The sequence below is a fragment of the Streptomyces sp. NPDC107546 genome (assembly GCF_055639175.1).
Genome location: NZ_JBVKBA010000038.1, coordinates 1 through 20,111, shown reverse-complemented (window position 1 = coordinate 20,111; position 20,111 = coordinate 1). Strand labels below are relative to the sequence as shown.

Annotated in this window: 18 protein-coding genes and 3 pseudogenes; 14 read left to right on the top strand and 7 right to left on the bottom strand. The window is 67.7% G+C overall.

The genetic code is table 11. The features are described from left to right. Positions 1-123: 123 nt before the first annotated feature. Positions 124-1,116, top strand: a complete 993-nt coding sequence (locus ACZ7L1_RS33850) for a Dyp-type peroxidase (RefSeq protein WP_471442769.1) — start codon at positions 124-126, stop codon at positions 1,114-1,116. A gap of 165 nt (positions 1,117-1,281) precedes the next feature. Here the strand turns inward: ACZ7L1_RS33850 and ACZ7L1_RS33845 are convergent, their stop codons facing one another. After that, positions 1,282-1,452, bottom strand: a complete 171-nt coding sequence (locus ACZ7L1_RS33845; protein WP_471442767.1) for a hypothetical protein — start codon at positions 1,450-1,452, stop codon at positions 1,282-1,284. 565 nt (positions 1,453-2,017) lie between these two features. Next, positions 2,018-3,016, bottom strand: a complete 999-nt coding sequence (ilvC, locus tag ACZ7L1_RS33840; protein ID WP_471442765.1) for a ketol-acid reductoisomerase — start codon at positions 3,014-3,016, stop codon at positions 2,018-2,020. 427 nt (positions 3,017-3,443) lie between these two features. Between ilvC and ACZ7L1_RS33835 the strand changes: the two genes are divergently transcribed. The 3 genes from ACZ7L1_RS33835 (at position 3,444) to ACZ7L1_RS33825 (ending at position 8,434) form a co-directional block, all read left to right on the top strand. Then, positions 3,444-4,511 (top strand): ferritin-like domain-containing protein, encoded by a 1,068-nt coding sequence (locus tag ACZ7L1_RS33835; RefSeq protein ID WP_471442763.1) that lies wholly within the window; start codon positions 3,444-3,446, stop codon positions 4,509-4,511. A 1,094-nt stretch (positions 4,512-5,605) separates the two neighbouring features. Then, positions 5,606-6,880, top strand: a complete 1,275-nt coding sequence (locus ACZ7L1_RS33830) for an ATP-binding protein (RefSeq protein ID WP_471442761.1) — start codon at positions 5,606-5,608, stop codon at positions 6,878-6,880. Between the two features lie 3 nt (positions 6,881-6,883). Beyond that, positions 6,884-8,434, top strand: a complete 1,551-nt coding sequence (locus tag ACZ7L1_RS33825) for a helix-turn-helix transcriptional regulator (RefSeq protein ID WP_471442759.1) — start codon at positions 6,884-6,886, stop codon at positions 8,432-8,434. Positions 8,435-9,074: 640 nt separating this feature from the next. Here the strand turns inward: ACZ7L1_RS33825 and ACZ7L1_RS33820 are convergent. Continuing rightward, positions 9,075-9,821: an SDR family oxidoreductase gene (locus tag ACZ7L1_RS33820; protein WP_471442757.1), complete on the bottom strand. Its 747-nt coding sequence runs from the start codon at positions 9,819-9,821 to the stop codon at positions 9,075-9,077. Positions 9,822-10,155: 334 nt separating this feature from the next. On the opposite strand from ACZ7L1_RS33820, the gene ACZ7L1_RS33815 reads away from it, so the two are divergent. The 5 genes and pseudogenes from ACZ7L1_RS33815 to ACZ7L1_RS33795 all read left to right on the top strand — a co-directional run bounded on the left by ACZ7L1_RS33815 (position 10,156) and on the right by ACZ7L1_RS33795 (position 12,670). Next, entirely contained in the window at positions 10,156-10,509 is a 354-nt protein-coding gene (locus ACZ7L1_RS33815) for an antibiotic biosynthesis monooxygenase family protein (RefSeq protein WP_471442755.1), read from the top strand. 69 nt (positions 10,510-10,578) lie between these two features. Continuing rightward, positions 10,579-10,818, top strand: a complete 240-nt coding sequence (locus ACZ7L1_RS33810; RefSeq protein ID WP_471442753.1) for a hypothetical protein — start codon at positions 10,579-10,581, stop codon at positions 10,816-10,818. A 174-nt stretch (positions 10,819-10,992) separates the two neighbouring features. Then, the gene (locus ACZ7L1_RS33805) at positions 10,993-11,322 is read left to right on the top strand and encodes a WhiB family transcriptional regulator (protein WP_471442751.1); all 330 of its coding nucleotides are present in this window, start codon (positions 10,993-10,995) and stop codon (positions 11,320-11,322) included. 305 nt (positions 11,323-11,627) lie between these two features. Next, positions 11,628-11,767: pseudogene (locus ACZ7L1_RS33800) on the top strand (IS701 family transposase); the annotation flags it as partial. Positions 11,768-12,253: 486 nt separating this feature from the next. After that, positions 12,254-12,670 (top strand): VOC family protein, encoded by a 417-nt coding sequence (locus tag ACZ7L1_RS33795; protein ID WP_471442831.1) that lies wholly within the window; start codon positions 12,254-12,256, stop codon positions 12,668-12,670. 824 nt (positions 12,671-13,494) lie between these two features. On the opposite strand, the gene ACZ7L1_RS33790 is transcribed toward ACZ7L1_RS33795, so the two are convergent. The 3 genes from ACZ7L1_RS33790 to ACZ7L1_RS33780 form a co-directional block, all read right to left on the bottom strand. Then, positions 13,495-13,788, bottom strand: coding sequence for a hypothetical protein (locus ACZ7L1_RS33790; RefSeq protein WP_471442749.1), 294 nt, complete (start codon positions 13,786-13,788; stop codon positions 13,495-13,497). 43 nt (positions 13,789-13,831) lie between these two features. After that, entirely contained in the window at positions 13,832-14,128 is a 297-nt protein-coding gene (locus ACZ7L1_RS33785; protein ID WP_471442747.1) for a hypothetical protein, read from the bottom strand. 378 nt (positions 14,129-14,506) lie between these two features. Beyond that, complete coding sequence (locus tag ACZ7L1_RS33780) at positions 14,507-14,881, bottom strand: hypothetical protein (protein ID WP_471442745.1); 375 nt, start codon at positions 14,879-14,881, stop codon at positions 14,507-14,509. A 333-nt stretch (positions 14,882-15,214) separates the two neighbouring features. Here ACZ7L1_RS33780 and ACZ7L1_RS33775 point away from each other — a divergent pair, with 333 nt between their 5' ends. The 3 genes and pseudogenes from ACZ7L1_RS33775 to ACZ7L1_RS33765 all read left to right on the top strand — a co-directional run bounded on the left by ACZ7L1_RS33775 (position 15,215) and on the right by ACZ7L1_RS33765 (position 17,415). Continuing rightward, entirely contained in the window at positions 15,215-16,096 is an 882-nt protein-coding gene (locus ACZ7L1_RS33775) for an alpha/beta fold hydrolase (RefSeq protein WP_471442743.1), read from the top strand. Between the two features lie 166 nt (positions 16,097-16,262). Beyond that, a pseudogene (locus tag ACZ7L1_RS33770) lies at positions 16,263-16,550 on the top strand (HAD family hydrolase); the annotation flags it as partial. A gap of 76 nt (positions 16,551-16,626) precedes the next feature. Then, positions 16,627-17,415, top strand: a complete 789-nt coding sequence (locus tag ACZ7L1_RS33765) for an MIP/aquaporin family protein (RefSeq protein ID WP_471442741.1) — start codon at positions 16,627-16,629, stop codon at positions 17,413-17,415. Between the two features lie 225 nt (positions 17,416-17,640). Here the strand turns inward: ACZ7L1_RS33765 and ACZ7L1_RS33760 are convergent. Beyond that, positions 17,641-18,777 (bottom strand): annotated as a pseudogene (locus ACZ7L1_RS33760) (IS630 family transposase). A gap of 100 nt (positions 18,778-18,877) precedes the next feature. Here ACZ7L1_RS33760 and ACZ7L1_RS33755 point away from each other — a divergent pair. Both ACZ7L1_RS33755 and ACZ7L1_RS33750 read left to right on the top strand, forming a co-directional pair. Further along, positions 18,878-19,132 (top strand): hypothetical protein, encoded by a 255-nt coding sequence (locus ACZ7L1_RS33755; protein ID WP_471442738.1) that lies wholly within the window; start codon positions 18,878-18,880, stop codon positions 19,130-19,132. 302 nt (positions 19,133-19,434) lie between these two features. After that, the gene (locus ACZ7L1_RS33750; protein ID WP_471442829.1) at positions 19,435-19,860 is read left to right on the top strand and encodes a lamin tail domain-containing protein; all 426 of its coding nucleotides are present in this window, start codon (positions 19,435-19,437) and stop codon (positions 19,858-19,860) included. The last annotated feature ends 251 nt before the right edge of the window (positions 19,861-20,111 follow it).

Here is a 20,111-nt window from a genome sequence, read left to right as displayed (position 1 = left end):
TCACAGCCGTCGACTCCACGCACTTCGACGCCACGAGAAGCGCCAGTGGTCCCGCACCGATCGTCTCAGGGACTACTGGCGCTGAGATCAGCTGCCACCGACGTGGATGAAGGAGGATGACGCATGTCCGGAGACGTCACAGAACCGGTGCCTCAGATGGTTCTGTCTCCCTTGACCAGTGCGGCGATCTTCCTGGTCGTCACGATCGACACCGGTGGCGAGACCACCGTTCGGGAACTGCTGTCGGATCTCCGCTCACTGGAGCGGGCCGTGGGGTTCCGTGCCCAGCCCGACGGCAGGCTGAGCTGTGTCACCGGTATCGGCTCGCACGCCTGGGACCGGCTGTTCGCCGGACCGCGTCCGGCCAGGCTGCATCCTTTCCGCGAGCTCAACGGTCCGGTGCACCGGGCCGTGGCCACCCCCGGCGACCTGCTGTTCCACATCCGCGCTTCGCGGCTGGACCTGTGCTTCGCGCTCGCCACGGAAGTCATGAACCGACTGCGCGGAGCGGTCACGGTCCGAGACGAGGTGCATGGTTTCACCTACTTCGACGAACGTGACCTGCTCGGCTTCGTCGACGGCACGGAGAATCCGACGGGCCCGGCGGCGCGCGCGGCCGTGCTCGTCGGCGAGGAAGACCCCCGGTTCACAGGCGGCAGCTATGGCGTCGTGCAGAAGTACCTGCACGACCTCGACGCGTGGGAAGCCCTGCCAGTCGAAGCGCAGGAGAAGGTGATCGGCCGCCGGAAGCTGTCCGACGTGGAACTGACGGACGACGCCAAACCGGCGGACTCACACGTTGCTCTGACAACGCTCACCGACGCGGACGGCAACGAGCGCGAGATCCTCCGTGACAACATGCCCTTCGGATCCGTGGGCCGTGGGGAGTTCGGCACCTATTTCATCGGCTACGCGCGCACTCCCGAAGTCACGGAGACGATGCTGGAGCGCATGTTCCTGGGCACGGCGTCAGCGTCCTACGACCGCATCCTGCACTTCTCCACTCCGGTCACGGGCTCCCTGTTCTTCACGCCGACCGCGGACTTCCTGGAAGACTTGCCCGACCCGCCGGTCGCTGCGCCCTCCGCTGCTTCCCCGACCGCGGGACCCGACTGAGGATCCGCGGTACCTGCGAGTACAGGACTGCGCGGGCGCACACGCTGCGGCGGGGCGACCGTCCCGGCGCCCTGCGCGAGGGGACGGGTCGTACGCCCGGCGTGTGCCCTGGCGACGGGGCGTGCGGGTCGGCTCCTCCCGTTGCCGGCCGCACGACGTCTCGGTTCAGGGGACGGGGTGGCCGGCCTGGTGGGGGAGGGCCGCGTGGTCGGTGACACCGAGCCGGATCGGCTCGGCATCGAGGTCGGATCCCCGTTCGGCGCGCGTGCCGAGCAAGGCCATGGGTGCTCCGACGGCGACCTGGGCCCCCGGCCGTACCAGCGTGCGCAGGAGCACGGCCTCCGTCCCGGCCTCGACCTCGAGCTGGGGCCTTGTCGGTCTCCACGGCCGCAAGGGGGGTTACCGGCGGTGAGTTCCGTGCCCTCCCGCACCAGCCACTCTCTCCCTCAGGCGTCCTTGAGGGCCTCCAGCGCGGCCACCACTTCGTCGCTCCGGGCGATGGCGGCCCGTTCCAGTACGTTGCTGATGCTCGGCGAGGCCAGGCCTCACGTCCGGTGACCCGCTGGAAGGGGGCGTCGAGCCAGTCGAACAGGCGCCTGGAGATCTCGTCGCCCAGCCCGGCGCCGTAGGACGTGCCTCGCGCCCCTTGCTCGACGACGAGGGGGCCGGTCGGTGCGGCGCACGCTTTCCTCTCTCGACCGCGATGACACGCGCGGCCGGACGGCGCCCAGCCCCGCGTCCGATGTCACCCACCTGCCGTCCCTGCGGACCTGAGCGGAGTTCCACGCCGCGAACAGGCTTCTGTGGCGAGAGCTGTTCGTCGGCGTCCCACGCCACCCCCGCCGGAACGGCGGTGTTCGGCTGCGATCGCCGACCCGGCCGGGTGCCGCTCCATATGCCCTTACGCCTCTTCGTTGACCCAGCTCATCAGCTTGCGCAGCTGCTTGCCGGTGGTCTCCAGCAGGTGCTGGGAGTCCTGCTGCTTGTACTCGTTGTACTTCTTCAGGCCACCGTGGTACTCGTCCATCCAGTTCCGGGCGAAGGAGCCGTCCTGGATCTCGGCGAGGACCTTCTTCATCTCGGCCTTGGTGGCGTCGGTGATGATGCGCGGGCCGGTGACGTAGTCGCCCCACTCGGCGGTCTCCGAGATGGACCAGCGCATCTTCTCCAGACCGCCCTCGTACATGAGGTCCACGATCAGCTTCAGCTCGTGCAGGCACTCGAAGTAGGCGATCTCCGGCTGGTAACCGGCCTCGGTCAGCGTCTCGAAGCCCGCCTTCACCAATGCGGAGACACCGCCGGCGAGGACGGCCTGCTCACCGAAGAGGTCGGTCTCGGTCTCCTCGGTGAAGGTGGTCTCGATGACGCCGGCGCGGGTGCCGCCGATGCCCTTGGCGTACGACAGGGCCAGCGTGAAGGCCTTACCGGTCGCGTCCTGCTCGACGGCCACGAGGCAGGGGACGCCGCGGCCCTCCTCGTACTGACGGCGCACCAGGTGGCCCGGGCCCTTCGGGGCGACCATGCAGACGTCCACACCCGCCGGGGGCTTGATGAAGCCGAAGCGGATGTTGAAGCCATGCGCGAAGAACAGCGCGTCGCCGTCCTTCAGGTTCGGCGCGATGGACTCCTCGTAGACCTGGGCCTGGATCGGGTCCGGAATGAGGATCATGATCACGTCGGCCTCGGCGGCGGCCTCGGCCGGGGTCACCACGCGCAGGCCGTCCTCCTCGGCCTTCGCCTTGGACGTGGAGCCCTCGTGCAGACCGACACGCACGTCCACACCGGAGTCACGCAGCGACAGGGCGTGGGCGTGGCCCTGGCTGCCGTAGCCGATGACCGCGACCTTGCGGCCCTGGATGACGGACAGGTCGGCGTCGGCGTCGTAGAACAGCTCGGCCATGGGTTCACCTTTCACGGGTAATTCCCAGGGCGTCGTGCTTGCCGAGAGCGAGCCGCGGATGAGCACTGTGCCTCCGGGAAGCGGGGAACACGGAAAACAGGGCCGGGGAAGCCGACGTGTGTCCTGCCAGGGCAGGAGCTCGGGCGCTGCGTCAGGGCAGCCGCTCGCCGGCCCGGCGGTCGAAACACTATCTCACACCGTGCGTCGACGGATGCGGGCGCGTCCAGAGCCTGTGAAGGTGATGGCGCATGACCGTGTCACAGAGACGTGGCCTTCCTTGTCAGTGAGGTGAGTCCAGGGTATGCGCCTACGCTTTCGGCGGCGAACGAACAGCCTCGCCAGCCACGCAGCCACTTCGGCGTTTCGACGTCAGCTGCCGCAGGTGCGTCCCCTTGCGCCTACGACAACCGGAATGAGCGTCTCATCCATGTCTCACACCCAGTCCCACGAGTCCGACACCGCCTCGGCGACAGGCATCGCGACGCTGGACGACCTGCGCAGGCACTTGCAGTGGGCCATCGAACTCGAACATGCCACGCTGCCGCCGTACCTCACGGCCCTGTACTCCCTCGACGCCGAACGGAACGCGGAGGCCGCACAGCTCGTCGGCGGCGTCTTCGTCGAGGAGATGATTCACCTCGCCCTGGCTGCGAACCTCCTCAACGCGGTCGGCGGACAGCCCCGCCTGGATGCGCCGCACCTGCTGCCCCCACATCCGCGGCCCATGCCGCACGCCGACCCGTCCATCGAACTGTCCCTTCTGCCGTTCGGGCCGGAGGCTCTCGAGATGTTCCTCCGCATCGAACAGCCGGCGCACCCGGGAGATCCGGCCGAGGGCGACAACTACGAGACGATCGGGCAGTTCTACGACGCCGTTGAGAAGGGGCTGCGGCGCCTGTGTGCCGAGCTGGGTGAGGACCAGGTCTTCACCGGTGACCCCGCCCGTCAGGTCTCCGGCGGCCCGTTCGCCCACACGGCAGGGCACCTCAACCCTGTCACCGACCTCGGTTCGGCGCTCGCGGCGCTTGAGGAGATCGTCGAGCAGGGTGAGGGCGCGGCCCGTGCCGACGTCTGGGACGGCGACATGGACCTGTTCCACCCGAAGACCAACGCAGTCTCCCACTACTACCGTTTCCAGGAACTCGCGCTGGGACGGCGTTACCAGCCCGGTGACACGCCCAAGTCCGGCCCCACCGGGGAGGTTGTGACCGTGGACCGCGCCGGCGTCCTCCCCTTGCGCCCCAACCCGCGGCTGGAGGACCACCCCGAGGGCAGCGCGATCCGCACCGCGCAGGAAGCGTTCAACCAGACGTACTGCAAGATGCTGCAGCAGCTCGAGCAGGCCTTCAACGGCAACCCGGCGATGCTGGGAATGTCGGTCGGCACGATGTACGCGATCAAGGGACAGGCACAGAGCCTGATGGCCATGCGGGACGACGACGGACTGGCCGCCGCCCCCACCTTCGAATACGTCGCACCCGAAGACCGCGCCTGAGTCGTCCGCCCCCGACGCTGGGGCCGGGCCGAGCGACTCCGACTCCTGAGGACGGTCCCACCCTGCCGACGGTCCGGGTGCATGCCGTGTTGACCGGCGCGGCGCGCAGCGGACCCTCCAGGGCTCCCGGGCGTTCTGCTCAAGCCGTAGCCGAGCCGTCCCAGCCCTCATACGGAGGGCTGGGACGGCTCGGCTAAGACCGTCCACCACCGAAGGATCGCCGGCCGCGACCGGCGCTGACACACCGGGAACCACGACACAGGCCGTCAGGAGCACCACGCCGTCAGCCGGAGCCTCCTCGACGTGCCGTGCGCCGCTTTGGCTTCTCCGGATGCGGTGGGACCGTCACACCAAGAGGGGGACGACTCGCTCACCGCCGGTACGGCGGGCCGCGGCCCGCCGCGCGCAGCGCCGTTCCCGTCGCCCCAGGGAAGGGAGCGCTCCAGCGGCGTCTGGTCGCGCGCGATCCCGCGCCATACGAGGCAAACCCGGCCGTCGAACTCGCCAACGATGGGAGGCTCCATGGGGAACCGGGCGAGTACAGAAGGGAGTGATCACGACGCGGCAGGCGACCGACGCCGACCGCCGACCGGTCCGACGGATCCCCTCCCGCACCGCTGCGGCCGGCCACTCGCACAAGCAGCCAGCAAGGCGCCCGTCGGCAGTCCCTGCGCGATCTCCCGCCGCCCGAGCCCTCGGCTTCGCGTCCACGGCCGTGACAGGAGGCCGGACGCTTCCTCGGCCGGTCGCGGCAGGACGAACGCCGGCTCCGGGTCCGCTTCCGCCCGCCCGGCGGCAGCTGCGGCGAAACCCCCTGCGGCGCCAGGAAGTGGTCGGAACCGCGCTCCCCGCTCCACCTGCCCGGGCTTCAGCGGTGTGCGAGACGGAACCAGCAACGGCACCAAGCTCTCCTCACCGTGGCCGCCGCGCGACCCACGGCGTCGTCCTCGCATGCTCGGCCCTGCCGGCCTGCGGACAGCGAACGGAGATCTTCCACCCCGCCCCGCCGGGATGAATCAGGCAGCGATCCGCCTGTGACAGAGGCACCGGACTCTGCTCGCACTCGGGGCGGTTCGGGGCGATGCTCCGATAGAATGTCAGGGCGAAGAGATGACAGGGTGGCGGATTTTCCGGCGAATGCGGACACTGTGCCTGGTATCCCGCCGTTGCGGGGGCGACGCCGCGAGTTGGCGGAACTGGAAGCGCTGGTGAGCCGTGCCCGCGTCGGCCACAGCGGGGCGCTGATCGTCTCCGGTGAGGCCGGCGTCGGTAAGACGGCGCTCCTGGACCACATCACGGCGCGGGCCGCTGCGCACGTCCGCACCGAGCGCATCGTCGCCTCGCAGTCCGAGATGGAACTCGCCTACGCCGGCCTCCAGCAGCTCTGCGGGCACATGATGGGTTCGGCCGCACGGTTGCCGGCCCCGCAGCAGGAGGCGATCGAGGTGGCGTTCGGGCTGCGCAGCGCCACCGCCGTGCCGAGCCCGTTCCTCGTGGGGCTGGCACTGCTCGGACTGCTCACCGAGGCCGCGGAGGACCGGGCACTGCTGTGCATTGTCGACGACGCACAGTGGCTCGACCAGGCGTCCGCGCGTGCCCTTGCATTCGCCGCCCGGCGCCTGGACGCGGAGGGTATCGCCCTGGTGCTCGCCATGCGCCAGGCCGACGATGTGTTCGCGGGCCTGGCGCATATGGTCGTCGAGGGGCTGGGCCACGAGGATGCGTGCGAGCTGCTACGCATGGCGGTGCCCGGTGGTCTCGACCGGCGGATACGCGACCAACTGATCGCGGAGGCTCGCGGCAACCCGCTCGCGCTCCGGGAGCTGCCCCGGGCCGTGGGCCCGGCCCGGGTCGCCGGCGGCTTCACCCTGACCGGTTCCCTGCCGCTGGAAAACCGCATCGAGCAGAGTCTGATCGTGCAGCTCGCCCCGCTGCCCGCATCGGCGCGCCTCCTGCTGCTGCTGGCGGCCGCCGAGCCCACCGGTGATCCCGGACTGCTGTGGCGGGCGAGCGCCGTACTCGGACTGGGCTCGGAGGTCTTCGAAGCGGCCAAGGACGCCGAGGCGTTCGTCGTCGGCACCCGCGTCGCGTTCCGTCATCCGCTGGTGCGGTCGGCCGTGTACCGGGCGGCGTCACCGGGGGACGGGCGTCGCGCCCACGCCGCTCTGGCGGACGTCACCAGCGTCGAACACGATCCGGACCGCCGGGCCTGGCATCGGGCCAGCGCGACGCTGTACCCGGACGAGGAGGTCGCCGCGGACCTGGAGCGGTCCGCGGTTCGTGCACGAACGCGCGGCGGTGCGGCTGCCGCGGGTGCGTTCCTGGAACGGGCGGCGGAGCTCACACCTTCGCCGTTCCCCCGCGGGTAGCGGTTGATCGCAGCCGCCGAGGCCAAACACGACGCCGGCGCGCCTGCCGCGGCCCTGCACCTGCTCGATTACGCCCGCGCCCTTCCTCTCACCGCGTTGCAGGAGGCGCTCGTCGCGCGGCTGCGCGCTCGGGCGGGATACGCGCTGCGGCGCGACCGCAGCGGGGTACAGCAACTGCTCGCTGCGGCGCAGGGGCTTGAGGCGCTCGACCCGGCGCTCGCCCGCGACACCTACATCGAAGCGCTGGCAGCCGCAACATACGGTGGCAGGCTCGGAGATGCCGAACAGGTGGCCGCCGTCGCGCACGCGATTCTTCGGGCAACGCCCGCCGCCGAGGGGACCGGCCGGGCACGGGACCTGATTCTGCGTGGCCAGGCGTTGCTCGCCACCGAAGGCCAGGAGGCCGCGCTCGCCACCCTGCGACGGGCGCAGCGTGCGGTCCTCGAGCAGGCACCCGACTTCCTCGAGTTGCACTGGGTGTGGTTCGCCTCCCGTGCCGCCCAGGACCTGTGGGACCCCGACGGGCTTCGCGCGCTCGCCAACCGGCAGGTCGAGGTCGCCCGCGCCGAAGGCGTCGTCACCGTACTGCCGATCGCCCTGAGCCTGCTGATGCTGGTGCAGATGACCGACGGCGACCTGGACGGGGCAGAGGCCTCCTGTGATGAGATCGACGCCATCAAGGAGGCCACCGGGAATCCGCTCCCGCAGTACGGACGGCTCTTCCTCGCGGCATACCGGGGGCAGGCCGCCGAGGCGGAGCGCTGGGCGGAGCAGATCAGGGCGGACGGGCACGCGCGGGGGGAAGGGCACGCGCTGAGCGCGGCCAATTTCTCCGAGGCGGTCCTCTACAACGGGTTGGGCCGCTTCGCCGAGGCCGTGGCCTGCAGTCGCCGCGAGTTGCCCTACACCCACGAACTGAACCTCGCGATGCGCACGCTGCTCGAACTGGTGGAAGCGGCCGCGCACACGGGTGAGTGCGCGCTCGCCGAGCAGGCGTTCGAGATATTGGCGCGCGTCACGCGGCCGGTCGGAACCAGGTACGCGTTGGCTGTGCTGGCGATGGCGGAGGCGCAGTTGCGTGCGGGTGACGAGGCCGAGAAGCTGTACCGCGAGGCGATCAAGGGCTTCGAGCACGAGCGGATCCCGATCTGGGTGGCGCGTTGCCGTTTGTTGTACGGCGAGGTACTCAACCGCCGGGGACGGTACGCCGACGCGCGCGAACAGCTCCGCCCCGCACACCAGGTGCTGAGCGACTGTGGCCTGAACAGCTTTGCCCAGCGCGCCGCGGACGAGCTGCGCGCGAGCGGAGAAACCTTGTGGGTCCGCGTGCGGGGGTCGTCGGCGCAGCTCACCGATCAGGAGCTCAACGTGGCGCGCCTGGCGCGCGAGGGGCTGACGAACCGGGACATCGGCGCCCGGTTGTTCATCAGCGCGCACACCGTCGAGTACCACCTGCGCAAGGTTTTCGCGAAGCTCGGTATCAAGCGGCGTACCGAGCTGAAGACCGCTCTCGCCGAACTCGGTCCCGCTTCCAGGTCCGCTGACGGGAACTGACCGGAGTGGTGTGACGTACTCCACCACCGGCGCAGCGACCGTCGATCGCCGATCCGCCAGCCGGTGAAAGCGACTCACGGCATTCGTCCAGGCTGAGACGACAGCATCCACCGCGCACGGCGGCTCCGCGAGGCGCAAGGCGGTCACCCCTGACAGCCCGGAGCCTGGTGACAGCTGGTTCCAGGCGCAGCCCAATCGTCGGGCGGTGGACGCGAGGAGCGCGAACAGCCCGTTCTGCCCATGCGTGATCCAGTGGCCGTCGATACCGCGGCGGTCTCCTGCACGCCCGCCCACTGTACGTAGGGCAGTGTGACGACGACCGCTGTAGCCTCAGCGACGACGTGATGCCTCGGTCTGCGCCGTGCGGGCTGTCCAGGGGCGGTGGGGAGCGAAGTGATCCGATGGGAATGTGCCGTGCTCCCCGAGAAGGGGGAGCACGGCACGAGGTGGGACCGGGGGAAGCCCTGACGCCGGCTGCTGGGAAGTGGGACACCAGCCGGACGACCAGGCGCCTCACCGCTTCACCGGGCCCACCGATCAGTGGGCCGCTACACGAACGATCGCCCCGTCGGTGCGCCGGGGTACGCGGCCTGATCGTGGCGCGGGCTCGCTCGTTCCTCGCCAGGACCGTTTACGCCGGTCACTTCTGCTGCGCGAGCCACTGGTCGAAGTGGACTTCGCCAATGTGCGCGTCCGGGCCCGGGAGCAGGGTGTCGTCCTGGATCTTCGCGCCCCAGTAGGTGCCGTCCGGGTCCGCAACGACCTTACGCGTGTCCTGCTTCGCGGCAAGCTCCATGCGGATCAGCTCGGGCAGTTCGAAGACGTCGGGACCGGCCACCTCGGTGATGGTGTTGAGGGGCTCACCGACGGCGGTGCGGCTGACGGCCGTGGCGACGTCGTCGGAGAAGACCGGCTGGATCTTCACGGGGAGGAGGGTCACCGTGTCACCGTCGGTCGCCTGGTCGGCGAGCCCCTTCGCGAACTCGAAGAACTGCGTCGCGTGGACGATCGAGTAGGGGATGCCTCCGTCCTTGATCAGGTCCTCCTGTACCTGCTTGGCGCGGAAATAGCCGCTGCCCTGCAGACGGTCCGTACCGACCACGGACAGGGCGACGTGGTGGCCCACGCCTGCGGCCTTCTCCGCCTTGAGGACGTTGGACGTCGAGGTACGGAAGAACTCCATGACGTCGTCGTCCGCGAAGGACGGGGAGTTCGAGACGTCGACGACGACCTGGGCACCCTGGAACACCTCGTCCAGGCCTTCGCCGGTGAGCGTGTTGACACCGCTGTTGGGAGAGGCAGGCACGGCCTCATGACCGTGCTCCTGCAACTTGGCGACCACCTTGCTGCCGATGAGCCCGGTCCCGCCGATGACGACCACCTTCATGATCAACCCTTTTGATGTGTCGCACGTTGTGCGATGTGGAAGTGGAGCGCTGCGTGCTACCCGTATGACCAGGGTCGAACGGGATCTGTGACAGCGCAGCGGGCGTTCTCCGTGAAACCTGCGCTACCGGACCGCCGGCCGCCGCCGTTTCGGTGAGTGCCCCGCACCCGCGTTGCGTGATCCGCGTCCTCCTCGACCACATCGGGCGGGCCGGCGCACCGAAGCCACGGTTCCCGTGCGCCGAACCAGTGTCGGTCGGCCTCGTCCGGTAGCTGCGCGCGTGGCCTTGCCGACAGTTGGTCACAAACAAGTGGCGTCGTCGGTCACTGTAGGCATGAGCCAATCGCTGGAATCGAAAACGGGCATCGACGGGCCGGTCACTGTCATCAAGCGCTACACCGTGCCGGCGGGCGAAGCCGACTATCTCGTCGAGGTGTACCAGGAGAACGCCCGGATCATGTCGACCCAGCCCGGCTTCCTCCGCTCCCGCCTGCACAGGCCGCTCGCCGACCCCCCCGAGGTGCAGTTCGTCCACATCGCCGAGTGGACTTCAGGCACCGCGCTCGACAAGGCCACCGGCAATCCCGAGTGGCATGCCTCACTACAGCGCATGTTCGACGACCCGGGCCTTCACATCACCTCGGAACCCGCCAGCTACCGCGTCGTTGTGGAACTTCACCCCTCCTGACAGCGGCGATCGCCGTCCGCACCTCTAGCCGGCAATGAACCATGACCCACGTCCATCCGGGACGGCGTCGTGCTCGTCGACGTCCAGTCCGCCCCTGGGCATCGCCTGATGCCGTCCTCAAGGGTGACCCGTGCCAGCGGCAAGCCATCCAGGGTCACGCACCTGGTGCACTCCCACTCCCACGCCGACCACATCGCAGCTGCCTCCCTGCTCGGTAGGGACGTGGTACGCGTCGCCGGGTGCAGTGCCCCGCGCCTCAAGCAGGGCTCTCCTCGTCCTACCCGACCCTTGAACGGGACGGGGAGATGAACCTGCGGGGAAGCGGGGCGGACGGCGGTACCGCCTGGTCCGCCGTCGACGACTGAGACGTCCACCCCACGGGCTGGGGGGCCCACGCTTCCCGCCCCCGGACCGGCCGTGGTCAACGCAGCCGGGGCGGGGGTTCGACGTCACGCGCGGGGGGGCGGAAGGAGGAGGAAAAGGATGCGAACCAACCTGCTGCCGCTGCTGAGCGACTGGGAATGGCAGGAGCGAGCCGCCTGCCGCGGGATGAACAGCGCCGTCTTCTTCCCCCCTCAGGGGGAGAGAGGCCACCGGCGCCGCCAGCGGGAGGAACGGGCGCGCCGGATCTGCGATCGGTGCGAGGTCATCGAGGCGTGCGCCGCCATGGCCCTATGCAACAAAGAACCGTACGGCGTGTGGGGCGGGATGACCGCGGGTGAACGCCAGGAACCTTTATGTCTTGGACCGCCGGGACGTCGACCAGGGCGCCGGCTGACCGGTCCATGTGGGCAAGCCGACTCGGACCGGTGAGCGAATGGCAAGAACTGCCCGGAATTCTCTTACCCGAAGCCCAACCGTGCCTTCGGAGGGCCTGGGAGGACCCCTCGGGGCGGATCAATACCCGACAAGGGATAACAGGCCGCCCCGACCCCGCGCAGAGACTCCCGGGCACGCCCCCATGCAGGGCACCGGGCACAGCACCGGCCTTTGCCGGTCACGCCGCGCTGCGCTGCGCGACGCGGTCGAGGGCCCGCTCCGGCTGCCCGACGACATTGGCGACGGCGCCGAGTGCCGTACCTTCCACCTCTCCCGCGTGCGGCCACCCGTGGCGATGCCGTCTCCACCGACGAGAGTCCCGACAGCCACCACTGGTTTATATGCGGGGCTGATCGCTCCGCTGCAGCGGAAGAACGGCTGGACCCTGGCGGAGCAGGCGGGCCATGACGGTCCGGACCGCATCCAGCGAATGCTGAACTGTTGCCCGCAGTGCCGGCCGGTGCCGCGTTGCCCGACGGGGCAAGCAGACCACGTCCAGCCTGTCACAGACCTTTGTCTCATCCGGTCATCCTGAGCAAAGACGTCAGGAAGAGATGTGGTCATGACGACAGTGCACGTCACTCTGCTCAGCGCGCTCCGCGAGGTTCCGGCTGTGGAGCTGCCGTCCTTCACCCCCGTCGCCGGTGGTCGTCCCCTGCGCCACTTCGCCCTGGAACTGCATGTACCGCACGAGCGGCACCAGGAACTGGAGGCCGAGCTGCGTTCGGCCTCCGCCCCGGGAGGGGTGCCTCTGCGGGGACGTGACACAGTGTGGCGTGTGGTGGGCGGATGGACAGTCACCTCACACGGGCGCAGCCCGGAACTCTACGTCTATCGGGTGGAGATCGAGGAGGCGGAGAGTCCGGCGCGCGCCGGAACGGCCGCGGTCGCCGCCGAAGGCAGCGAGCCCCTCTCGGAGTTCAGGCTGGAGCTGGTCGTCCTCCCCGTCTCCGACGTCGACCGCGCCAAGGCCTTCTATCAGGCGGTGGGGTTCCGTCTGGACGAGGACCACAGCAGCGACGAATCATATCGAGTGGTACACATGACGCCTCCGGGATCTCCGTGCTCAATTCTGTTCGGGACCGGGGTGACAACGGCCGTGCCTGGCACGGTCCGGGGGCTCCATCTCATCTTGACCGACATCGAAAGCGCGTGCCTGCACCTCCGTGAGCGGGGGGTCAAGACGAGTGAGGTCTTCCACGACACCTGCGACATGTTCCACCGTTGCACTGACGAAACCCGACGCAGCGGCCTCCATTCCCAGCGGCTCAGATACCGCTCGTACGCCACGTTCAACGACCCGGACGGAAACGAGTGGGTGCTGCAAGAGGTGCCCGCGTAGACCCGATGAGGGCAGGGGACGACCGCATGCTTCACGCTGAGATGGAGCGGGGTCCGCGCTGACCCGCAGGTTGGCCTCGGTCGCCGTGACTGCGGCCGACAGTGACGCAGGGCGAGGTGCAGGCGCCGCCCCCTGGCCGCTTCCTCCCGGCCGCCCGCTGTCAGCCGTCCGGCCGCCACCACCTGCGTCACCCGCCGTCCGGCCCCCGCCGCATCGGACCGTCGCGTGGTCAGACCCATCGGGTATCGCCATTTTCCGGCCACGCTGGCGTCTGGACGCCCGTGACGCGGTGTCTGGCCTCCCGGGCCGGGGGGCCTTAGCGGTCGGACGTCACCTGAAGGTGATCAAGAGCGCGGCGATCAAGGGACAAGATCGCTCCGCTCGGCACCCGCGCGTCACAACGTCGCTTCCCCCTCCCACCTGATCACCCGATGCCCTGATCACGGCACCCGTTCTGACCTGCCCTGATGCGCGCTGCGTACTGCCGTGCTGCGCGCTGCTGCTGCCTGCCTGCTCAGCTGCGCCTATGTGGCGTTGTGGCTGGTCACAGCGGCCTAGGCTGGACGGTGGACCGGCGGGGCGCGGCTGGACGTCGTGGGGGTGCGGGGAGGGCCGGAGGGGCGTACAGGGGGACGCGATCATGGGTCCCATCGATAGAGTCGGCGCGTCGGCCTCCGTGAAAATCTCTCCCGCTCCCCTCCCAACCCCGAGAATCCGCGCGCACACTGCGCGTCACAAGGGGCCCTACCTGCGCATTCCTTGATCCATCTATCTCGAGCCCCCGGGCTGGTATCCGGATCTGACGCAGATTCGGCCCAGATTGGTCACTCTGTGTCGACGTGGGGCTGGATCTCCACCGTGAAGACGGCGTCGTCCGGGCCGGTGCTTTCTTCCTCCGCCCACACGATCACGCGCACATGCTGCTCGCAGACGCCGTTCACCTTCCACTCGGTCACCAGGTCGGTGACGACGAGCGCAGCGACGTACTGGGCGCCCTGCGTGGGGGTGCCGGTGGTGATTTTTCCCCGCCAGCGATGGGAGAAGCCGCCGAGGGGGAGCCAGCCAGCGGAGCCGTGCGGTTCCTCCACCCGGTACGCCCACGTTCTCTCGGTGCCCATGGGACCGATCCTGTCACCTTGAGGAGCCTCCGGCGCCGGGAGATCATGCCACGTCGAAGTCTGACCGGGGTCGTACCTCCACGATGAAGTTCGGCGCCTCGGTGCTGTCCTCCTCGTCGTGCCAGAGGAAGACCCGCACGTGCATCGCGTGGTGGAGGCCGATGCTCTCCCACTCGGTCATCAGCTCGCCGACGATCCGGCCGATGGCGAATTTGGCTCCCTCGGCCGAGTCGGGTGCGGTGATCGCACCGTGCCATCGCTCGGGGCTGCCGTAGGGGCGCCACCCCTCGGAGCCGTGCGGCTCGAACACCCGGTACACCCAGTCCGTCTCGGTGCCCATGCGTCGATCCTTTCACCAGCCAGTACCATGCGCAGCAGCCGATCCATCGTTGGCTGCTCCTGCCGCAACGGTGGTAACGCCCAAGATCACACATTGGCCGCGTCTATGGCGGGATTCATGGGGTAATCGGGCCGGTGTCAGGTAGGGGTGCACGGGCGAGGCGGCTTATGAAGCAGGCTGCTGAAGAAGGCTCAGAGGTAGAGCTTGCGACCACAGTCGGACACGGTGGGTGCCGATAAATCATCTGGCCTGGTCAAGCGGTACGTCGGTACTCATGAAGGGTTCCGCTGAGTCGGTCTCGTCGGCGGACTTCCAGGTACCTGATCTTTGCTGGCACGCTGATCGGTTTGGGTAGCGGTCGGAGCGGTGCGGCTTGGTTCAGGGCTCGGTGCGGCCGATGCCGGTTGTAGAAGGTCTCGAACTCGCGGAGCACATGTAGGAGGTGGCTTCCACCCGGGCCGCGACCGGGCCGTCGATCGCCGCCAGGGCGCGGCGCAGGGTGCTGTCCGAGACCGGCCGCGGGAGCACCGGCCGCCAGTGGCACTGGATTTGCTCGGCCTCCAGGATGTTCGTCGCGCCGAGCACGATCGCACAGGCCAGCTGGACCAGCGCCATGCCCCGGTCCCGCCAGCCCGGCCCGGTGCCCTTCGGTAACGCCGCACTCAGCGCGGTGGCCAGACCGACGCGGTCGGCGACCTTCCGCAGCAGCACCACGCCCGCGTGGCCGATCAGGTTCTTGCCGTCGGCCCGCACGGCAAGCCGGTGATCCCATTCGGTAACCTGCGCCTGTTGGGTGCCTCTTCTCTGCGACGGTTTTGATTAGTCAAAGAGCAGTCCGTGCCGCAGTGAACATGGACGTGACGCTCTGCCGTTTCCTCATTCCACACAGTATTGGCACGCCCGCGATCCAGACCGGCCCGTTAGGACATCGGGCTCGATGTTGATGCCGCCGCATTGTCGTCTCCCAAGGTCGGGTCTAGCCTTGACAACGCGGAACGTTCTCGAGCCTATGCAGTGACCGCCCACTCACTCATCTAATTAATCAACCTACTTGCGTGCGGGCGGACTTAACGTTCGCACTAGAGGGTGCAGGAGGTCGACGTGCTTCCCACGCGACACAACACGGCGACGATCAACGGACAGAAGGTCTTTTACCGCGAGGCCGGGCCCAGCGAGGCACCGGCGGTGGTGCTGCTCCACGGATTCCCGAGCAGTTCCCACATGTTCCGCCATCTCGTCCCGTCGCTGGCTGACGACTATCACGTCATCGCTACGGACCATATCGGTTACGGTCATTCGGCCATGCCCAAGGTGGACGCCTTCGACTACACTTTCGACAACCTCGCAAGTGTCACCGCCGGCCTTCTGAACCATCTCGGCATCAACCGCTTCGCCATCTACGTGCACGACTACGGAGCGCCGATCGGCTGGCGCCTCGCACTCGACCCCTCCTTCGAGGTCAGCGCGATCATCTCGCAGAGCGGGAACGCCTACATGGAGGGCTTCGCCAGACCCTTCTGGGACGATCTGTTCGCGTACGCCACCGAGCCCAGCCGTGACACGGAGCCCGGCGCGCGGGCCAAGTTCAGCCCAGCCACAACGCGTTGGCAGTACGAAAACGGTGCGTCCGACGCCAACTTGGTCAGCCCGGACACCTGGACCCTCGACCAGCTCCTGCTGGAGCGGCCCGGCAACGACGAGATTCAGCTTGCACTGTTCCGTGACTACCCCACGAACATCGACGGCTACCCGAGGCTGCAGGAGTACTTCCGCACCAGCCAGGTGCCCCTGCTGGCGGTCTGGGGCGAGCGGGACGAGATCTTCGGGCCTGACGGCGCGCGGGCATTCTCCCGTGACCTGCCAGAGGCCGAGGTCCATTTGCTGCCCGCCGGCCACTTCGCCCTCGAAACCCACCTGGACACCATCAGCGGATACATCCACGGATTCCTCGGCCGCGTCCTCCCCTGAAGCCGAGCCGGACACGCGCGCTCCGGCTGATCCCGACGAGTACGGCGTTTGAGGGAGCGCGCCGGCCGACCCAGCGGCACAGGGGGCGCGCACCCCAGGAAGGGTGGCGTGGTGGCCACATTGAGAGCAGTGAATGTGGGGATGCCGGTAGACGTGCCTTGGCGCGGTGGGCGACTATGACGAATATGTGGACGGCCGTCCGCGCGCCGATGGCGTGAGACGGTTTTTGGCCTCGCGTGGGATCGGGTTGCCTGAAGGCTCGGACGGCGACCCGCCGGAGGCCGATGCGGTTCACGGACTCGGTAACCGGAAAAACGATCTCTTGTTGCGCAAGATCCGCACCGAGGGGGTCGAGGCTTACGCTCGTTCCGTTCGTTACGTCGAGGCGGTGCGTTCGGCTGGGTTGGCCACCCCCGTGGTGTCTTCCAGCGCCAACTGCCGCGACATCCTGCGCATCCGGCCGGCCGTTCAGCTCCACCAGAGGGACCTAGCGCCGATGAGCCCCGTATATGCATTGAAGGGGAAATAGCGTGATCGGCTGGAAGGAATTGGGTGCGGAATTCACGGGCACCGCGCTGCTGCTCGTTTTTGGCATCAGTGGCATTGTCCTCAACTTCTCCCCGGTTCTGCCCACGGCTTCCGTGATTCCTAGCGAGGACCTCCGTCGACTTCTAACCGTTTCTCTTTTTGCAGTGGCGGGCACACTCATCATCTACTCGCCGCTTGGGCGTACCAGTGGTGGGCACATCAATCCGGCTGTAACTCTGGCATTTTTTCTACTGGGCAAGCTTTCCCCCGGAGATGCCGTGGCCTACGTACTCGCACAGTGTGCCGGGGCCATCTCAGGCGCGGCAGTTGTGATGCTCACCTGGGGGCGACCAGCGATGGCGGTACACGTAGGGGCCACGGTGCCAGGTCACGTCGGCTCCGGGACTGCACTGGCCGCTGAAACGGTGGCGACCTTCCTTCTGATCTCGACAATACTAACTCTTATCGAAAGACCTCGACTGATGCCGTTTACGGCCGCTGCAGCGGGAGCCATGGGAGCCTTTTTGGCCTTTTTCATGGTTCCTATTTCCGGCGCTAGCTTGAACCCTGCCCGCAGCATCGGTCCTGGGTTGATCACTGGTACATGGTCAAGTCTTTGGATCTACCTCATTGCGCCATCACTTGGCGGGTTGTGCGCCGCCATGCTTCATCGCCACCGCACCGTTCCATGCGGTAAGCTAATTCATGATGCCACTTATGCATGCAACTTCAGAAATTGCCTTTACCGAAGGATGACGGAGCGCCCCAATACGCAGAGGTGGAACAACTGAAAAGATCGCTGACGGTGAGCGACAGGCGCCATGCGTGGCCGTCTACGGACAGGGGAATCTTGCTGCGCATCCCGCCGCAGGAGCGTCCCGGTGCGTGGTCGGTCGGCTCGCTGCGCGGCCTGCGGCCCTCTTGGGAATGCCGTGGCGGCGTGCCAGAACTCTCTCCCGCGTGCCTTCGCCGGCCCACTTGATGAGTACTCTGAGACGACGGCTTCTAGTGCCGCATCAGGCAACGTTCGCCCTGTTCACGACCTTGCGGAGGCGTTCGTCAGCGGCGTGCTTGTTCCGCCATTAGATGATGTAGCGGCGGATCATGCTGCCCTGCTCCTTGTGGCTGGCGTGGTCCGTACCGTCCAGTGCGAAGTAGCGCAGGGCGGTGAACTGGGCCTCGATGCGGTTGAGCCAGGAGCTGTTGGTCGGGGTGTAGGCGAATTCGACGTTGTTGGCCTCGGCCCACTCGCCGACCCGGGTGTCCTTCTTCGTGCTCAAGTGCTGAGAGAAGTTGTCGAGCACGATCGCGATCCGGATCTGCGGCGGGTAGAGGCTGCGCAGGTAGCGGCAGAACTCCAGGAACCTCGTCCGGTTCTTCTTCGGCTTGATGTGGCCGTAGAGCTTGCCCTTGGCCAGGTCGTAGGCGGCGAACAGGTGCCTGACCCCGTGCGGGCGGGTGTAGGTCGCCCGCCTGCGGGGGCGGGGTTCGCGGTCGGGGTCCTTGTGCTTCCCGCCGCGCTCGGTCCATTGCCGCCCGGAGTGGGGCTGCAGGTTGAGCGGGCCGAACTCGTCGAGACATAAGACGACTTCGGGTTCGCCGTCCTCGGGTATGACCTCGCCGTCGGCGATCGCGCAGAGATGCTCCACGCGTGCCTTCTTGGCCGCGTAGTTGGGATCTCGAGAGGTCTTCCAAGTCTTTATGCGTCGAAATGAGACGCCCTCCTCGCGGAGCAGGACCCGAAGGCCCTCGTGGCTGATGTCGTCGACCACCCCCTCGGCGACCAGGAAGTCGGCCAGCTTGGCCAGGCTCCAGGTCGAGAACGGCAGGCCGTGCTCGGCCGGCTTCGACTTGGCGATTTTCTTGATCTCCCGGCGTTCGGGGAGGGTGAAGGTTCTTGGACGGCCGCCCCGGTACTTCGGGCAGAGAGACTCGAAGCCGTCGGCGTTGAAGTTGTGGATCACATCCCGGACCCGGTCCGCGCTGGTGAACGTCACCTCGGCGATCTTCGCCACGGGCATGCCCTGCGCGGACAACAGCACCATCTGGGCCCGTCGCCAGGTCACCACCGAACCGGTGCCCCTGCGCACGATCTGCAGCAGCCGCCTGCCCTCGTCATCATCGATCTCGCGGACGCGTACTCGCTCTGCCACCCGCACAGCTTGACGACCCGGACCACCCGGCGGCCACGCGGCAGCGCTTCACATCATCAAAGGGCAGATGCCGCCTGGTGAGGCGCAGTAGTCTCCAGGCGTGCTCGCACACATGTACGTTGAGAGAAGCCCGGTCCCCTATGTGATGATCCTTGTCATTGCTGCACCATTGGCCCTCGCGGCATTGCCGTTTGCGGTCATCGAACTCGTTCCGCCGTTGCGGAAGAAGTACAGCCTGGCACGCGGAAAAGACCCAACTGATCAGAAACTGAATTCCTGTGGCTGCTACATCGCAGTCCTGGCACTATCGGGACTGGTTGCGCTGGGTACATGGGGGCTGGTCACACGTCTCTGAACCTCCAACAGGAGGTTCGACGTCACTTCCGCTTGCTTACCACTCGGTTGAGGACCACCGGACAGCTTCGGGGTGGATGGCGACCTGCATGACCCCGGAGCGCACCATGACCTCCACGTCATGTGACAGGTCAAGGCTCACGCGGGAGCCAATGCCCGGCCTTCGCCCGCCACCTCCACCGCTTTGTCGCCACCGGCCCCTTCGCGGAATCATGACGCCAGCCGCGAGGCGCGAGCGCACGACGCTGGGGTCAAGTAGGAACCAAGCAGAGAGCGCAGTTTGGCGTCACCTGATGTGACGCTCTGACTGAGATCTACTGCGACAGCCCGGGCACCGACCGCGGCAGCGACACAAGCCTCAACGCCGAGTACGTCGAGGTGAAGAACACCGGCCGATCCGCGATCGACCTGCGGGGCTGCAAGGTCAAGGACGCGTCCAACCACTGGTACACCTTCCCGGCCTACAAAGGCGCGGCAAAGACTGTGAAGGTCCACACCGGCAAGTGCACCACGAGCGCCGGCAACCTGTACGGGGCCGCTCCTGGTACGCGTGGAACAACGACAAGGACACCGCCACCCTCTACAAGTCCGGCGGGGCCTTCGCCGACTCGTGCTCATACCGGAGCCGTGGAACCCGGCGCCCACCCGACGCGACAGCCGGGCCATCAACCTGCCCACCAGCAGAAATCTCCGCTCCCAACGAGCAGAAAGGGCCCGTCAGCGAGCTGACGGACCCTCATGCAAGATCGAGGCTAGTTATGGATGGCCGTCAGAATCGGTGTCATCTGAACGAGTCGATCGGCGGTGAAGTACAGCGATCGCGAGCGTGATGACAGCGAAGGGACCGAAGGATGCCGGAAACTGATTCCGCCACAGCGCCCAGGCAGTCGGTGGATCCGGTGGTGAAGGTCAGCTTGGAGCCGTCCGCGCAGCGCTGGCGGATCTGCTTGTGGGACCTGGGGGTGCGGGTGCGGGGGTGC

Excerpts from the sequence above, each read along its gene's own strand:
- ACZ7L1_RS33850 (WP_471442769.1), top strand. The coding sequence starts at position 124 with ATGTCCGGAGACGTCACAGAACCGGTGCCTCAGATGGTTCTGTCTCCC.
- ilvC (WP_471442765.1), bottom strand. The coding sequence starts at position 3,016 with ATGGCCGAGCTGTTCTACGACGCCGACGCCGACCTGTCCGTCATCCAG.
- ACZ7L1_RS33835 (WP_471442763.1), top strand. The coding sequence starts at position 3,444 with ATGTCTCACACCCAGTCCCACGAGTCCGACACCGCCTCGGCGACAGGC.
- ACZ7L1_RS33830 (WP_471442761.1), top strand. The coding sequence starts at position 5,606 with ATGTCAGGGCGAAGAGATGACAGGGTGGCGGATTTTCCGGCGAATGCG.
- ACZ7L1_RS33820 (WP_471442757.1), bottom strand. The coding sequence starts at position 9,821 with ATGAAGGTGGTCGTCATCGGCGGGACCGGGCTCATCGGCAGCAAGGTG.
- ACZ7L1_RS33815 (WP_471442755.1), top strand. The coding sequence starts at position 10,156 with ATGAGCCAATCGCTGGAATCGAAAACGGGCATCGACGGGCCGGTCACT.
- ACZ7L1_RS33805 (WP_471442751.1), top strand. The coding sequence starts at position 10,993 with ATGCGAACCAACCTGCTGCCGCTGCTGAGCGACTGGGAATGGCAGGAG.
- ACZ7L1_RS33790 (WP_471442749.1), bottom strand. The coding sequence starts at position 13,788 with ATGGGCACCGAGAGAACGTGGGCGTACCGGGTGGAGGAACCGCACGGC.
- ACZ7L1_RS33785 (WP_471442747.1), bottom strand. The coding sequence starts at position 14,128 with ATGGGCACCGAGACGGACTGGGTGTACCGGGTGTTCGAGCCGCACGGC.